The sequence below is a fragment of the Pseudomonas sp. S3E12 genome (genome assembly GCF_001702295.1).
GTDB classification, from domain to species: Bacteria; Pseudomonadota; Gammaproteobacteria; order Pseudomonadales; family Pseudomonadaceae; genus Aquipseudomonas; species Aquipseudomonas marginalis.
In genome coordinates this window covers 463,234-477,527 of record NZ_MBDT01000005.1, presented here as the reverse complement: position 1 = coordinate 477,527, position 14,294 = coordinate 463,234, and the positions used below count along the sequence as shown (strand labels likewise).

Below are 14,294 nucleotides of genomic sequence, written 5' to 3'. Positions count from 1 at the left end.
GCTCAAGGGATCACGCCGACGGCTGTGAACCCTGGACGACCGGGGTCGGCTGCAGCTTGAACACGTAGAACAACACGGTCAGCAGCACCAGGAAGGCCGGCCCCACATACAGTGCCACGCGGGTATCCGGGAAGTACGCCATCAGGCCCACCACCAGCACCAGGAACCCCAGGGCCAGGTACGAACTGACCGGGTACAGCCACATGCGGTACTTGAGGGCTTTCTGTTCGGCCGGGCTCAGGCTCTTACGAAACTTGAGCTGGGCCAGCAGGATCATGACCCACGTCCAGATCGCGCCGAAGGTAGCGATGGACGTGACCCAGACGAAGACTTTCTCCGGTACCAGGTAGTTGAGCAGCACGCCCAGCAGCAAGGCGAAGATCGACAACAGCAGCGCCTTGCGCGGTACGCCGTTGCTCGAGGTGGTACCGAACGCGGCCGGAGCCTGGCCGTTCTGCGCCAGGCTGTAGAGCATGCGCCCGGTGCTGAAGATGCCGCCGTTGCACGACGACAGTGCCGCAGTGATCACCACGAAGTTGATGATGCCGGCGGCGGTCTTGATGCCCAGGCGCTCGAAGGTCATCACGAACGGGCTGCCCTGGGTGCCGATTTCATTCCACGGGTAGATCGACAGGATCACGAACAACGCGCCCACGTAGAACAGCAAAATGCGCCAGAACACCGAGCCGATGGCGCGGGGAATGGTCTTCTGCGGGTTCTTCGCTTCACCGGCGGTGAGGCCGATCATCTCCACGCCCAGGTAGGCGAACATCACCATTTGCAGGGACATCAACACGCCCTGCACGCCATTGGGCATGAAGCCGCCGTGGCTCCACAGGTTGGAAATCCCCAGGGCCACGCCGTCGTTGCCGAAGCCGAAGGCAATGATGCCGACGCCGCCGATCACCATGGCAATGATGGTGACGATCTTGATCAGCGCGAACCAGAATTCGAACTCACCGAAGGCCTTCACCGCGATCAGGTTGATGGTGCCCATGCTGATCAGGGCTGCCAGGGCCCAGATCCAGCGCGGCGTATCGGGGAACCACACGCCCATGTACACCGCCACGGCGGTGATCTCCGCCACGCAGGTCACCAGCCACAGGAACCAATAGTTCCAGCCGGTCAGGAAGCCCGCCAACGGGCCGAGGTAATCCTGGGCATAGCGGCTGAACGAGCCGGCGACCGGGTTGTGCACGGCCATTTCGCCGAGGGCACGCATGATCACCAGGATGGCCAGGCCACCGATGATGTAGGACAGCATGATGGCCGGGCCGGCCATTTCGATGGCCTTGGCCGAGCCGAGGAACAGGCCGACACCGATACAGGCGCCGAGCGCCATCAGGCGGATATGCCGTTCGCCCAGTTCGCGTTTGAGCGGGCCGCCCGAAGCGGTCTCGCCATGGGGCAGGTGGTTGCCGACTGGCATAGGGATACAACCTCGTCTTGTTATTGGATATGAGCCTCCGAGTCCGGCACGCCACGGCGGGTCAGCCATGGCATGCCGTCTCCGGTGGACCTTTTGGGTCAACCGGTCTGGCCGGGCCAGATCAGGGGGGGTGCAGTATAAAAAGCTCAACCCAGTGATTTTCACTCTATAAACGGCAATATTCAGCGGGAACTCCCGGAAAATTCCGATTGCGCGGTGGGAGTATCGCACGGAGATGGTGCGCGGCTTAAGCCCATTGCCCTGCGTACTGACCCTGGCGGCGCACGCATCGGCGCGTCGAAGAACACCGTGCGGGCCATGGGCAGGCTGATTTCGCCGCGACGAATCTCCAGGGGTTGCACGCGGTCGCCCGCACGCCGACAAATTTCTCGACGGTGCCAATCAGCGTCTACGCTTGAATCAAGTCCGATCAATCTGCCGGGATGGATCAATCGACTATGGGCGCTTTATGGCAAACCGATTCAACCAAGGCTGCGGCTCCCACCGACAGCATGGACGAACAGCCATTGCCACGACGCTCCCGCAAACGGCTGTACCGGTGGCGAATGGCGTGGCTGTTGCTGGTGATCGGCCTGATCGCCGCCGGGTTTGCCGCCCAGCGCGAAATGCGCACGTCCCACTGGCAGGCCCGGGAATTGAGCCGCCTGGCCGCCACCTTGAACTACCGGCTCGAACCCGGCCCCAGCGATGCCGTGGTCTATCCCGGTGACGGGCCTTTCGACAAGCGCCTGGGCTACAGCGACCTGGATGAATTCCTGCCGCGCCTGCTCAAGCGCAACTACCTGGTCCAGAGCCAGGTGCGCTTCTCCGCCCCCCTGATGACCTATGCCGAGCGCGGCCTGTTCGTGCCCTATGGGGAGAAAATCCAGGCCGGTTTGTCGATCAGCGATTGCCGCGCCGAGCCGTTGTACCGGTTCACCTACCCACAGCAGTCCTACCAGCGTTTCGACGCGATCCCGCCGGTGGTGGTCAACAGCCTGCTGTTCATCGAGAACCGCGATTTACTCGACCCGGCCCAGCCCCAGGCCAACCCGGCGGTGGACTGGCCACGCTTCGCCAGGGCGGCGTGGTCGCAAGTGGCCAAGCTGTTGCACTTGCCCGGGCAGACCGCCGGCGGCAGTACCCTGGCCACCCAGCTGGAAAAATACCGCCACTCCCCTGACGGGCTGACGCTGTCCGGCGGCGAGAAACTGCGCCAGATGTTTTCCGCCAGCGTGCGCGCCTATCGGGATGGCCCGCAGACCTTGCAGGCGCGCCAAGACATCGTGCGCGACTACCTCAACAGCGTGCCGTTGTCCGCCGTACCCGGTCACGGCGAAGTGCATGGCATGGCCGAAGGGTTGCGCGTGTGGTACGGCGCCGACTTCGACCGCACCAACGCGCTGCTCGCCGACACCAGCCCGCAGGACCTCGCGCAAAAGGGCCTGGCCCTGCGCGAAGTGTTGTCGTTGATGATCGCCCAGCGCCGGCCTTCCCATTACCTGTCCAAAGGCCACGCGGAACTTTCGAACCTGACCGACAGCCACCTTCGCCTGCTGGAGCAGGACGGGATCATCGCCCCCGCCCTGGCAAGGGCCGCCCTGGCCAGCACAGTGAGTTACCGCGACTGGCAGCAACAGCCGACGATCCAAGCGATTGACTCCAACAAAGGCATCAGCATGGCCCGCAGCCGCCTGGCCGCCCTGCTCAACCGCCCGCTGTATGACCTGGATCGCCTCGACCTGTCCGCCACCAGCACCTTGCACAATGAGCTGCAAACCCAGGCCACGGCCTACCTCAAGCACCTGGCCGATCCGGCCTTTGCCGGGCAACTCGGCCTGCTCGGCCCGCGCCTGCTGACGCCCGCCAGCACCGCGCAAGTGCGCTACAGCTTCACGCTGTACGAGATGACCGGCGACGGCGCGCGGGTCCGGGTGCAGACCGACAACACCGACCAGCCCTTCGATATCAACGAGAGCAGCAAGCTGGAACTGGGCTCCACCGCCAAGCTGCGGGTGCTCACCACCTACCTGCAAATCATCAGCGAACTGCACCAGCGCTACGCCGGCCAGACACCGGCTGCGCTGAGAAAAGTCGATATCGATGAGCAGGATCGCCTGTCGCGCTGGGCCGTGGATTACCTGGCGCAAAACAGCGACAAGAGCCTGTCGAAGATGCTTGACGCCGCGCTCGACCGGCCGTATTCCGCCAGCCCCGGCGAGAGCTTCTTTACCGGCGGCGGCCTGCATCGCTTCCATAACTTTCGCAATGAAGACAACGGCCGCAACCCGACATTGCGCGACGCCCTGCGTGAGTCGATCAACCTGCCATTTATTCGCCTGATGCGTGACCTGGTGCGCTACAGCACCTATCACGCAGACAACAACAGTGCCGAGTTGCTCAAGGACGACAGCAACCCACGGCGCCAGGAATACCTGGCCCAGTTCGCCGACCGCGAAGGCACGACCTTCCTGCTGCGCTTCTGGAAAAAGTACCGCAACAAGGACACCCAGGCGCGGCTCGCCACCTTTCTCGACAGCCTGCACCCCACCGCCATCCGCCTGGCCGCCGTGCACCGCTACCTGTTGCCCCAGGCCAGCCAGGTGAGTTTCAACAACTTCGTGCGCTCGCACCTGACCGGTGCCAAAGCCACAGAAAAACTGACCGACGAACGCCTGGCCAAGCTCTACAAAGACTACGGCCCCGGTGCCTACGACCTACCGGACCAAGGCTATATCGCCAAGGTCCACCCCCTGGACCTGTGGCTGCTCGGCTACCTGTTGAACCACCCCGACGCCACCTTCACCCAGGCCGTCGCCGCCAGCGAGCATGAGCGCCAGGAAGTCTATGGCTGGCTGTTCAAGAGCCGCCACAAGAGCGCCCGCGACAGTCGTATCCGCACCATGCTGGAGGTCGAGGCGTTCCTGGATATTCACCAGCGCTGGCAGGCGGTGGGCTACCCGTTCGACCACCTGGTGCCGTCCCTGGCCACGGCCATCGGCAGCTCGGGGGACCGCCCGGCGGCGCTGGCGGAACTGGTGGGCACGATCCTCAACGACGGCATACGCGAGCCGACGCTGCGCATCGACAGCCTGCACTTTGCCGTCGACACGCCCTATGAAACCCGCCTGGTGAACAACCCCGACAAAGGCAAGCGGGTGATGCCCAGCGAAGTCGCCACCGCCTTGCGCGGTGCGTTGTCCCAGGTGGTGGATGCGGGCACCGCCAAACGCGTGTCGGGCAGCTTCAAGTTGCCCGACGGCACACCGCTGGCCATGGGCGGCAAGACCGGCACCGGGGACAATCGCATCGAAGCCATCGGCGCCGGTGGGCGCATCCTCAGCTCCAAGGCGATCAACCGTACCGCGACCTTTGTGTTCTATATCGGCGACCGGCATTTCGGCACGCTGACGGCCTTCGTGCCCGGCAGCGGCGCGCAGAATTTCACCTTTACCTCGGCGCTGCCGGTGCAGGTGCTCAAGGGCATGGCGCCAGTGCTGATGCCGTACCTGCAACCGGGCGGCCATACCCTGTGCAACCCGCCTCGTGCCGTGACCTCAACAGACTAACCGTTGATTTCGATGATGCGTTCGGAGGTGCCCTCCACCAGATAGAACCGATACGTCCGCCCGGGCTGTTTTTCAAAGCTGAACACCCGGCCAGGGAAGATATGGTTCTTGGTGGTCGGGGCGCAGGATGTACGGTCCTTTGCCGCGCAATCCTTGAACTCATCCACCACCACCACGGTGTTGCCGGCATTGCGCAAGGTGTAACGCTGCCCGCCGTTTTCGACCCGGGTGTCGAAGCGGCTGTCCTTGGGCCGCACGAAGAACACCGTGCCGTAGCCGGCCATCACCTGCACGCCTCCCACCAAGGTCTCTTCGTAGGCTTTGCGCTCTTCGTCGCTGAGGCCAAAGCCGTCTTCGGTCTCGGGCGCGACCGGCAGGTAGCGTACCCGGAAGTAGCGCTCGCGCTCGCGATCGCCGATAAACACAAAGCGCGTGCTCTGCATGCCGTCCGCCGGCACGATCAGGCGCGCCGGGCTGGCCACCAGGCCGTTGCGCACGCTGCCATCGGCTTCGAGCTTGAGCGGCACCTCGTCGTAGCTGCCGTCAGGCTTGTAGAGCATCTCGGTGACATTGACCTTGACGAAGGCCGTCTTGGTGCCGCCATTGAATACCCGCTTAAGGTAGGTGCTTTTATCGCCGCGCAAGTAATCGTAGAAGTCACCGACGTTGATGTTCGGCCCGGCCTGGGCATTGAGTGAACACAGGATCAAACCCAGCATTGCATATAAAGCCTTCATAACCACTCCTCTGCCCATCATCACGGCCGTACCGCATCGAACAGCAGCTCGACGCTGCCGTAGTACTCACCTGGGGTAAAACCATCCGCCGGCTCGACCGCCGAGATATCCAGCAACACGCGCTTGCCCTGGCGCGCCTCGTCGTGCGGCACCACCAGGGTGTCATCGAGTCCCAGCACCTGGCCGTTGAAGGTGACGTTCAGGTCGATATAGGTGCGCCCGCCATTGAACAGCGTGGGCAGCGCGCCCAAGCGGGCGTTGATGCCGCCGGCGGAACTCTTCACGTCGAAGTGCTCGCGCAGCGGGCGCAGGCGCCCGGGCACCAGGTCCCAGACCATTTTTTGCTCGCGCTCCAGGAACCCGGGGTTGATCGGCAGGACGTAAAAGTCTGCGGTCGGGATGGTCACGGACACATCGAACACCTGCTCTTCACGGATCGCCAAGGCCTGGGTACTCAGCAATGCGCCCCCCATCAGCAGCAGCGCCGCCAACACGAGCTTGCAATGTCTGCACGACTGGCGCGCGCCCCCTGGGGCTATTTCACTGACCATCAGCCTTTGACCTCATATGGTTTTTTTTCGCTGCCCTCGATCAGGGTGAAGCGGTAGGTACGCCCGGCCTGCCTGGCAAAGCTGAAGGCACGCCCCGGCAGGATGTGATGCTTGGTGACGGGCAGGCAGTCCTGGCTATCGCCACTGGCGCAGTCCTTGAACTCATCGACCACCACCACGCTGTTGCCGTCGTTATGCAGCCCGTACTCAACCGGCTGCTCATCGATGCGGGTGGCGAAGCGGGTGTCCTTGGGCCGCACGAAAAACACCGTGCCAAACCCCGCCAACACCGTGACCCCGGCTGACAGTTGGTTCTTGTAGGCCTCGCGCTCTTCGCTGGAGACCACGAAATCGTCCTCGGGCTCGGGCATCACGGGCACGAAACGCAGGCGGAAATAACGCTCGTTTTGCCGCTCGCCCAGGTACAGCAGGCGTGTGCCCTGCATGCCATCGGGCGGCACGATCAGGCGGGCCGGCGTGGCCATCAGGCCATCGCGCGCGGAGTTGCCGGGGTCGTTCTTGAGCTCGACCTCCTCGGCGCTGCCATCGGCGTTGTAGAGGATCTCCATCACCGAGACCTTGATGAACGCCGTACTGTCGCCACCGTTGAATATCCGTTTCAGGTAGGTACTTTTGTCACCGTCGAGGTAGTCATAGAACACCCCGACGTTGATGTTGGGAGCCGCTGGCGCCGACAACGGCAACCAGCACAGCGCACACAGTGCCAACAGATGTTTCATCGCCATAAATCCCCGTTAGAGTTCCGAATCCCAGACCACCGTGACCTGGCCTGAGTAGGTGCTGCCTCCCCGTTCGAGCATCTGTTCGGCGTAGTCCTTCTTGACCTCGAAGTGCAAGGTGCCGGGCCGTCGGTTGACATAGAACCCCGGTTGAAACGACTCGGTACCGGCACCGCTCAGCAGCAGCGGCTGGCGATTCACCGGCGCACCGTCCATGCCGCTCAAACCATGGGGCAGGCTGACGCTGACATCCACCGGCACTGCGTGGCCGTCGGTGGCGTTTCTCAAGGCGCAGGTATCGCCCATCGTTCGCTCGCACCCCAACTGCATCTTGAAGCGCGACGAGGCGGAGATATTGAAAGTCTGGTCACGGAACAGCCGCGCAGGTTTGCGGCCCTGGTTCAGCCAGGCCTGCCAGCCGCCCTGGGGCACCAGTTCAATGCGATTGCCCCCTGGTGGTACTTCGACCTTGAGGTCGTGCTCCACGCTCAAGGTGAAGTTGAACGTGAGGGCGTTCTTGGAGGGCATCATGACGTCGCCGAAATCGTAATCGCCGCCAGGGCCCATGGTGTAGGTGATGCTGCCGGTGTATTGCCCGCTGGACATGCCCAAGGGGTTGGGGGTGCGCAGTTCGTAGGCATACTCCATGGTGTTGACGTTCATCCTGAGCAGGTCCTGTGACGGTTTCCGGCTGCAAGGGCCGGCCCCTTCAGGCGTCAGCCAGAAGTACGAAGCGGACGCGGTACCCGCTGCAAGATGGTTGGTGCTTTGGCAAGGGGAAGGAGCGTACCGCCACTGTGTTGACCAGGCGATCCCTGGCTGCCCCCATGCCGACACGCCTGGAGGCCGGGGGACAGACCAATACCCGCCGATGCCAGCGATCCGGACTTGAACGATCTCTGTTTCCTGGGTGGTGGCATGGGTCACGACCAAGTCACGCCAAGCGGACGGCACCTTGACCATGAAGCCCTGACGCTCCTCCTCATGATTGGCAATGATCGGTGCGACGCTGGCAATCCTGAGGGTAGTGTCCCGCAGGCTGAAAATACCCAACGCCTTGCAGCGCGCCGGAATATGCGCGGCGCAGATCGAGCTGATCGGCGTGGTGTTTTCGAATTTGTTCACCATGGGGTTGGAGGGGTCGGGGCGGAACCGCGCGGTGATGTTTTCGTCGGCCGTTGCACCAGCGCCACACAGCAGGACAGCCAGGCCCAGGGCGAAACGTTGAGGCGCGCGGGCGCTGGGGGTTTTCATAACGTTGCTTAGTCTCGTCATCATGTTCAACCGGCAATCTGTTCGGCGGTGGTGGTGTCGGCCAACGTATCCGGCGTGCAACGCAAGTCACCGATCATCAGCACGCTGTTTTCGCTGCGCGCCTTGGAGGGGTCTAGCCGGAACTGGCAGAGCAACTGGTTGTTGAGACGCACTTCCAGGGTGGGTGAACTGGCGTTCATTTCCAGCGAGAAGAAGCCGTCGACCTCGCTCACCCCACGGGTGGCGTGATTGATCACGTGCAAGCCCTTGAGCGGTTTGCCCTGGGGGTCCACCAGGCGACCGAGCACGGTCACGGTTTGCATCACACTGATCTTGCGATACTCCACGCCCCCCTTGTTCAAGTGGTAGCGCGTGCGCGGCGGCTGGATCGTGGCCGAGGGTGCATGGTTGCCTTCGAAGTCGAAGCTCACCGAGCTACCCTTGTAGGCGGTGATCGGGATGAAGTTGCGGCCGGGGCGCAGGGCCGTGCTGCCGCCGCTCAGGTCGTCGGCGCGCAGGGCGATGTCATCGACGTCGGTCTCCACGTCCACGATCAGGCCGGAACCGGTGCCGTGGTACTGGCTGGTGAGCACCATCTTCTGCTGGCCCAGGGCGAAGGTGCTGTCCAGGTTGAGGCCGCCGGACAACTCGTTGTTGAACGACGAGCGTTGGGCATAGCCGTCACCACTGACAAACTCGTTTTCGAAACTGGCCATGCCGGACAAACCGACGCCGTAGGTATCGGTGGTTGCCGTGGCGGACACGCTTTGCAGCATGTGGTCCTGCAGGTCCTTGCGGTAGGTCAGCGAGGCATTATTGTCGCGGGTCCCGTCGCGGGAGGTCCGCGTGCCGATACTGGCGGACCATTGCTCGCCCGGCGCGCCAAGGGCCAGGCTGACGCTCAGGTCAATCCCGCGGTTGCGCCGGTCGCCCGTGCTGGCGCTGGCGGGCCGGTCGAACACCGACAGCCGCCAATTGGCGTCGTTGCCGAACAGGTGGGTGCGCTCGGTCCAGCCCAGGTCCAGGCCGACGCCTTCGTTATTGCCCTCGCTGTAGAACAGCCGGCCATTGATCGAACGCAGGTTGCTCAGGCGATGGTTGACCGAAATCGACGAACTGCTGGTCTGGCCGACAAAGATGTCACGCTGGCGAATACGCGTGCCATCGGGCAGGGTTTCGTAAGTGTTGCGGGTGTCGAGCCAGCTGCGGGTGTGGTTGAACACCACGCTGCCCAGGCCGTAGTTGTATAAGCCGTTGAGGTCGAGGCCGGTGCCGTACTTTTCCGTCCAGTACACGTTGGCGTACAGGCTGGCCTGGTCGGCCAGGGTCCAGTCGATCGAGGAGCCGTACTGCATGTTGTCCTTGACCTGGCGCCCGGATACACCCAGCACCACACGGGGATGCGCCAGGTAATTGAGGGAGACGCCGGCAGTCGGACTGCCGCTGCTTTGTTCGTCGAAGTTACTCAGCAGTTTGCTTTCCTGGCCGGCGAACAGGTTGTAGCGCCAACGCTCGTCGTGGTTGCGCCAGTTGTTGGGCTTGTACACCAGCTCCTGGGTGGTGCTGGTGATCTGGCCATCTTCCACCAGGCGCACTTCCACTTCATAGATGCCGCCAGGCAGTGGTCGGGTGTCCAGGCTGTGCAGGCCGCTGCCGACCGGCTGGGTGTTGATCAGCAGGCCGTTGCGGTAAATCTCCACCGATGCCTGGCGGCTGGCGGTGACATAGATCGGGTAGACCGCCGGTTTGGAGTTGTTGATCACCAGGCTGTCGGAACTGCCGTACATCACGCCGACCGCGGTGTCCGGGCTGGCGCCGAACGTGCGCAGCTGGCGGGTCAGGCCTTCGGCGTTAGGGGTGAAGTAACCCAGGCGCAGGAAATTGCCCTGCAATTCACGCTGGGTATAAAGCGCGTACACCGCGTGGTTGAGGTCGTCGTCATCAGGACCGCCGAGGCGCGAGAACTGCATGTTCAGGGTCTGGCTCCACAGGCCCAGGCTGCTGCTGGCGTCGATGCCGAAACGCCCGCCCAGGTCCTGGCCTTCGCCGCCGCTGAGGTTCAATTGGTTGCGTACGATCAGGCCGGTGCTGCCACCAGTGGGCAGGAAATAGTAGCGCTGCGCCTGCTCATCGCGCTCGGCGTTTTCGGTCAGCAGCGACACCGTGGAGTTTTCCAGGTTGTAGTGCACGGCCATGAGCCCATCCGGGCAGTTACTGGCGCACGTCCCCAGGGCCACACCCTGCTTGAGGTAATCGGCCCACTGATCGCGTTCCTCATCCTTGATCACGCTGCCGTCGTGGTCGGTAAAGTCGAGCAGGGTCAGGCGGTCATCGCGGGTCAGGACAATCATCGCCTCGGAAACAAACTCCTGATCCAGCTCAACCCTGACGGCCAGCGGCACGTCGAAAAAATGCTCTTCAAAATCCGCCGGCAATCCCTTGGCCTGGGAAAGCAAACTACGAGGGGTTGTACCGTCGGCGGTACCTGCCGCCAACGCGCCCGCACAAAACAACAGGGCGAGCGCTGCCGCGATGGGAGTCATCGGGAACATGAACGGAATACTCTGGATTCGGACGTCAAAACAGGGAGACCGATCGACCGACAAATGCTGCCTGCCGACCGGTACCGCTACCCAACAATAAGCCGCTGCTTATTGAGTCAACGGGCTTGGCGTTACGGAGTAACGCGTGGCTCGTGGTCGAACACGATGGTGTAGTTAGTGGTGAAGAGGCCGGAGATGCCATCCGCCGGCTTGGCTGCGGCCACGACCAGATCTGCCTGGGTACCCGGGGTGGAACTGGCGTCGTCGACCACTTCCAGCGGCGAACCGGTGAGCACCACACCGTTGAAGGTGTTCGTCAGTGCGATCGACGCAGTGCCGTTGGTCAACGAAGCAGGACCGCCTTCGATGTAGGCCTTGATCGAGCCATCCGTGTTCTTCACATCGTAGGTGGCGCGCAGCGAACTCAGTTCACCGCTGACGGTGTTGTAGGCCATGGTTTCATCACGACCGAAGTTGGGATCACGCGGCTGGACATGAAACTGCTTGGTAGGAATGGTGGCCTTGATGTTGATGACGCTGGTGGCTTCGCCGGCAGCGAATACGCTGGATGAGCCGAAAGCCAATGCGATGAATGGCAGGACGAAAGCGGTCTTCTTAAGCATTTTAAGTACCTGTAGTGGCATCAGTATTTAGTTGAGAAGCGGTGTTCTCTGGCGTCAAGAAAACGCGTAATGCGTGTCTTGCGACGCCGGTAAATACTCCCTTGAAAAACCACTTGGCGATGCCAGCACTTTCGTTTAAGCGCGTAATTAATCACGACTGGTCAATACAGAAAAAAACAATATTATTCAATAAGTTGAATATTAACTGTCATCCACGTATTACCTTTACAAGTACTCGACACTACTTAATTTATTCGCTTATCTGTAAGACATTAACTACACGCTCTGCAGGCGCCCACTATTCAAGCGTTTCGCCTAAAGACGTACTTAATAAGTTTATTCCACATTCATAAAATCGCCATTTAACTGTCAAATAAATGATGGTAGTGCCGAAACGGATTGTGGGTCGTGGCGCCCCTTCGAAGCAGCTCTCGCCTTCCGGCACCGCTCGTCAGAAGATTTTGCATCCTGAGTAAGATATATCTTAAGTTGTATCGAAATCAGACAGGAGAACATCATCATGAGAGACCCTCATCACCACCGAGACCACGGTGACCGCCACGATGGCTTTGAAAAGCGCGCCGGCCGCGAACGCGGTGGGCGTGGCCCGCGTGTCTTCGCGCCGGGTGATCTGAAACTGCTGCTGCCGGCGCTGATTGCCGAGCAGCCGTGCCACGGCTATGACTTGATCCGCCGCATCGAAACCCTGTTCGACGGCGCCTACAGCCCCAGCCCCGGGGTGATCTACCCCACGCTGACTTTCCTGGAAGAAAGCGAATTGATCGCCGGCGACGCCGAAGGTGGAAAAAAACGCTACACAATCACCGAGGCCGGTCGTCTCTTCCTAAGCGAACAGGCAGTGGCCCTCGACGGCATTCGCCTGCGCATGGACGTGAGCAAACGCTCGCTGCGCGGTCATGACCGCCCTGCGGAAATCCACGAGGCCGTGCACAACCTGCGCCATGCCTTGCATTCGCACCACGGGCGCTGGAGCCCGGAAGAAATCGTTCGTGTCGCGGCGCTGCTCAACGGCGCCGCCCAAGCCATTGCCGACGGGACAGCTCAATGAATACGCAAGCCATCCACCGCGTGACCCACGAAATCAAACGCCGCCGCCTTGAAGTATTGCGGGTAGTCGACCTCACCCCCCGCATGCGCCGCATCACCCTGGGCGGCCCGGAACTGGCCGGTTTTATCAGCTTGGGCAGTGACGATCACATCAAGCTGCTGTTCCCACAGAACGCTGCGGAACAAGCGGCGCTGGAAAGCCCGACCTTCAACATCAAGGGCGACGGCCCGCAACCGGCGATGCGCGACTACACGCCACGCCGCTTCGACCTGGACATCGGCGAACTGGACATCGACTTCGTGCTGCACGGCGACGGCCCGGCCTCCACCTGGGCCGAACAGGCCAAGGTCGGCCAGCACCTGTACATCGGCGGGCCACGGGGTTCGATGATCGTGCCGGATATGTTCGACAGCTATTTGCTGATCGGCGATGAGACGGCGATCCCGGCCATTGCTCGGCGCCTGGAAGAATTGCCGGCCGGGCGCAAGGTGCTGGCGGTGATCGAAATCGCCAATGCGGCGGAACGGCAGGCACTGGCAAGTGCTGCCGATGTGGAGGTGAAATGGGTCGTGCGCGGCCAGGACGACCTGCTCGACACCGTGCAGAAACTGACGCTGCCGAGCGGTTCGTTGTACAGCTTTGTCGCCACCGAAACCAGGCTGTCGCGCCAGGTCCGCCGGGTGCTGCTGGACACCCACAAGGTCAATGAGGCGTTCCTCAAGGCGGTGGGTTACTGGCGTGCGGAAGGCAGCGAAGAGGAGTAAGCCTCAGGGCACACCCATTACGAGGACACCGCTGCCGCTGACAACCCCAGCGGCAGGCAGTGAACCGAAACGCCGTACGAGAGAAAACGTCACATCGTCGCCCCCCACACTGTTGGTGATTTGGGTCAGGAATGAACCACCAACTTGAACCGCGCTTGCGCCACGAACCAGGGCGGTGCCCACGTCCGGGTTGGTCATGCGCAGCAGGCGCGTGTCGAACGACGAGGCGGTGCCTTTGTAGGTGATGGTGATTGGCGTGGTAATCCCTCCGTCCGGGCATGAGTAGGTGAGCCGGCGGTTGCTGCGGATGGAGGTCGTCAGCGGATCGGTGCCTATCGCCCGTTGGTGTACGTTGCCAAAGTTGATCTCGATCGGGTTGTTGTTGTTGATCGTGCAGGTGGATGGCGAGATGTCGAAGTTGTTGGCGGCGGTGTAGATGAGGATGACTTCCGCCACTTCAGCGCTGTAATTGTTCGTCGCAGTGAGATGCAACCGGCCAAGGTTGTCTCCTATTCGAACATTGATCGGATTAGACGGACTGTTGCGCACCAGAATAAAAGGCGTGACATTGATCGGGTAAGCAACCCCATTGTTGGGCATCGTCGCCAACCGTATACCGTTCGGGATCGGGGTGTTGTGAAAAGCCCCGTTAATTCGTAGCCCCGTCCTTTCGCTCGCAAACTTGGGGCCGGGGGTCCAAGGCGTAATAGTGCCGTTCCCCGTTGCCCAGTAATCCTCCCCCCAACTTGGGCCATGCCCGGCGCTGTATCGGCATTCCAGCCTGGCGCCTTCCAACAGGATCCGCGTACGATCCGCCGCCAAGGTCACAGTCACAGGGACCTGCAGGGACCACCCCCACGGCCCGCCATTCACACGGCACTCTGCGGCCTTCACGGTGGCAGTTGCACCCATCAAGGCAAGCAGTGCAATGGCTCCATAGAATCGTTTCATTTTGATCTCTCATTGCTCCTCCACCAGGCGTTGGCCTGCGAACGCGGAGTTCGTACCTTAAGCC

At 61.9% G+C, this 14,294-nt stretch carries 11 protein-coding genes; 3 read left to right on the top strand and 8 right to left on the bottom strand.

Annotation, left to right across the window (positions count from 1 at the left end; genetic code table 11):
- Positions 1 to 10 precede the first annotated feature (10 nt).
- On the bottom strand, positions 11 to 1,429 hold the full coding sequence (locus tag BB029_RS06965) for an amino acid permease (protein WP_065938665.1): 1,419 nt from the start codon (positions 1,427 to 1,429) through the stop codon (positions 11 to 13).
- A gap of 458 nt (positions 1,430 to 1,887) precedes the next feature.
- On the opposite strand from BB029_RS06965, the gene BB029_RS06960 reads away from it, so the two are divergent.
- The gene (locus BB029_RS06960; protein ID WP_065938664.1) at positions 1,888 to 4,998 is read left to right on the top strand and encodes a transglycosylase domain-containing protein; all 3,111 of its coding nucleotides are present in this window, start codon (positions 1,888 to 1,890) and stop codon (positions 4,996 to 4,998) included.
- Here the strand turns inward: BB029_RS06960 and BB029_RS06955 are convergent.
- The 6 genes from BB029_RS06955 to BB029_RS06930 all read right to left on the bottom strand — a co-directional run bounded on the left by BB029_RS06955 (position 4,995) and on the right by BB029_RS06930 (position 11,446).
- Positions 4,995 to 5,735 carry a pilus assembly protein gene (locus BB029_RS06955; RefSeq protein ID WP_065938663.1) on the bottom strand — a complete coding sequence of 247 codons (741 nt, stop codon included), beginning with the start codon at positions 5,733 to 5,735 and terminating at the stop codon, positions 4,995 to 4,997. The two genes, BB029_RS06960 and BB029_RS06955, sit on opposite strands and share 4 nt — an antisense overlap.
- Positions 5,736 to 5,755: 20 nt before the next feature.
- Positions 5,756 to 6,286, bottom strand: a complete 531-nt coding sequence (locus BB029_RS06950; protein WP_256558133.1) for a CS1 type fimbrial major subunit — start codon at positions 6,284 to 6,286, stop codon at positions 5,756 to 5,758.
- Positions 6,286 to 7,026: a pilus assembly protein gene (locus BB029_RS06945; RefSeq protein WP_065938662.1), complete on the bottom strand. Its 741-nt coding sequence runs from the start codon at positions 7,024 to 7,026 to the stop codon at positions 6,286 to 6,288. Before BB029_RS06945 ends, BB029_RS06950 begins: the two co-directional genes overlap by 1 nt.
- Before the next feature lie 15 nt (positions 7,027 to 7,041).
- Positions 7,042 to 8,280 carry a hypothetical protein gene (locus BB029_RS06940; protein ID WP_065938661.1) on the bottom strand — a complete coding sequence of 413 codons (1,239 nt, stop codon included), beginning with the start codon at positions 8,278 to 8,280 and terminating at the stop codon, positions 7,042 to 7,044.
- A 26-nt stretch (positions 8,281 to 8,306) separates the two neighbouring features.
- Positions 8,307 to 10,832 (bottom strand): CS1-pili formation C-terminal domain-containing protein, encoded by a 2,526-nt coding sequence (locus tag BB029_RS06935; RefSeq protein ID WP_065938660.1) that lies wholly within the window; start codon positions 10,830 to 10,832, stop codon positions 8,307 to 8,309.
- 122 nt (positions 10,833 to 10,954) lie between these two features.
- On the bottom strand, positions 10,955 to 11,446 hold the full coding sequence (locus BB029_RS06930; protein ID WP_065938659.1) for a CS1 type fimbrial major subunit: 492 nt from the start codon (positions 11,444 to 11,446) through the stop codon (positions 10,955 to 10,957).
- A 520-nt stretch (positions 11,447 to 11,966) separates the two neighbouring features.
- Between BB029_RS06930 and BB029_RS06925 the strand changes: the two genes are divergently transcribed.
- Together BB029_RS06925 and BB029_RS06920 are read left to right on the top strand one after the other, a co-directional pair.
- Entirely contained in the window at positions 11,967 to 12,515 is a 549-nt protein-coding gene (locus BB029_RS06925) for a PadR family transcriptional regulator (RefSeq protein ID WP_065938658.1), read from the top strand.
- Positions 12,512 to 13,279, top strand: a complete 768-nt coding sequence (locus BB029_RS06920; RefSeq protein WP_065938657.1) for a siderophore-interacting protein — start codon at positions 12,512 to 12,514, stop codon at positions 13,277 to 13,279. The genes BB029_RS06925 and BB029_RS06920 overlap by 4 nt, the downstream gene beginning before the upstream one ends.
- Positions 13,280 to 13,282: 3 nt before the next feature.
- On the opposite strand, the gene BB029_RS06915 is transcribed toward BB029_RS06920, so the two are convergent.
- Positions 13,283 to 14,230 carry a fimbrial protein gene (locus BB029_RS06915; protein ID WP_065938656.1) on the bottom strand — a complete coding sequence of 316 codons (948 nt, stop codon included), beginning with the start codon at positions 14,228 to 14,230 and terminating at the stop codon, positions 13,283 to 13,285.
- Positions 14,231 to 14,294: the final 64 nt, after the last annotated feature.

Excerpts from the sequence above, each read along its gene's own strand:
- BB029_RS06960 (WP_065938664.1), top strand. The coding sequence starts at position 1,888 with ATGGGCGCTTTATGGCAAACCGATTCAACCAAGGCTGCGGCTCCCACC.
- BB029_RS06940 (WP_065938661.1), bottom strand. The coding sequence starts at position 8,280 with ATGAAAACCCCCAGCGCCCGCGCGCCTCAACGTTTCGCCCTGGGCCTG.
- BB029_RS06965 (WP_065938665.1), bottom strand. The coding sequence starts at position 1,429 with ATGCCAGTCGGCAACCACCTGCCCCATGGCGAGACCGCTTCGGGCGGC.
- BB029_RS06920 (WP_065938657.1), top strand. The coding sequence starts at position 12,512 with ATGAATACGCAAGCCATCCACCGCGTGACCCACGAAATCAAACGCCGC.
- BB029_RS06925 (WP_065938658.1), top strand. The coding sequence starts at position 11,967 with ATGAGAGACCCTCATCACCACCGAGACCACGGTGACCGCCACGATGGC.
- BB029_RS06945 (WP_065938662.1), bottom strand. The coding sequence starts at position 7,026 with ATGAAACATCTGTTGGCACTGTGTGCGCTGTGCTGGTTGCCGTTGTCG.
- BB029_RS06930 (WP_065938659.1), bottom strand. The coding sequence starts at position 11,446 with ATGCTTAAGAAGACCGCTTTCGTCCTGCCATTCATCGCATTGGCTTTC.
- BB029_RS06950 (WP_256558133.1), bottom strand. The coding sequence starts at position 6,286 with ATGGTCAGTGAAATAGCCCCAGGGGGCGCGCGCCAGTCGTGCAGACAT.
- BB029_RS06935 (WP_065938660.1), bottom strand. The coding sequence starts at position 10,832 with ATGTTCCCGATGACTCCCATCGCGGCAGCGCTCGCCCTGTTGTTTTGT.
- BB029_RS06955 (WP_065938663.1), bottom strand. The coding sequence starts at position 5,735 with ATGAAGGCTTTATATGCAATGCTGGGTTTGATCCTGTGTTCACTCAAT.
- BB029_RS06915 (WP_065938656.1), bottom strand. The coding sequence starts at position 14,230 with ATGAAACGATTCTATGGAGCCATTGCACTGCTTGCCTTGATGGGTGCA.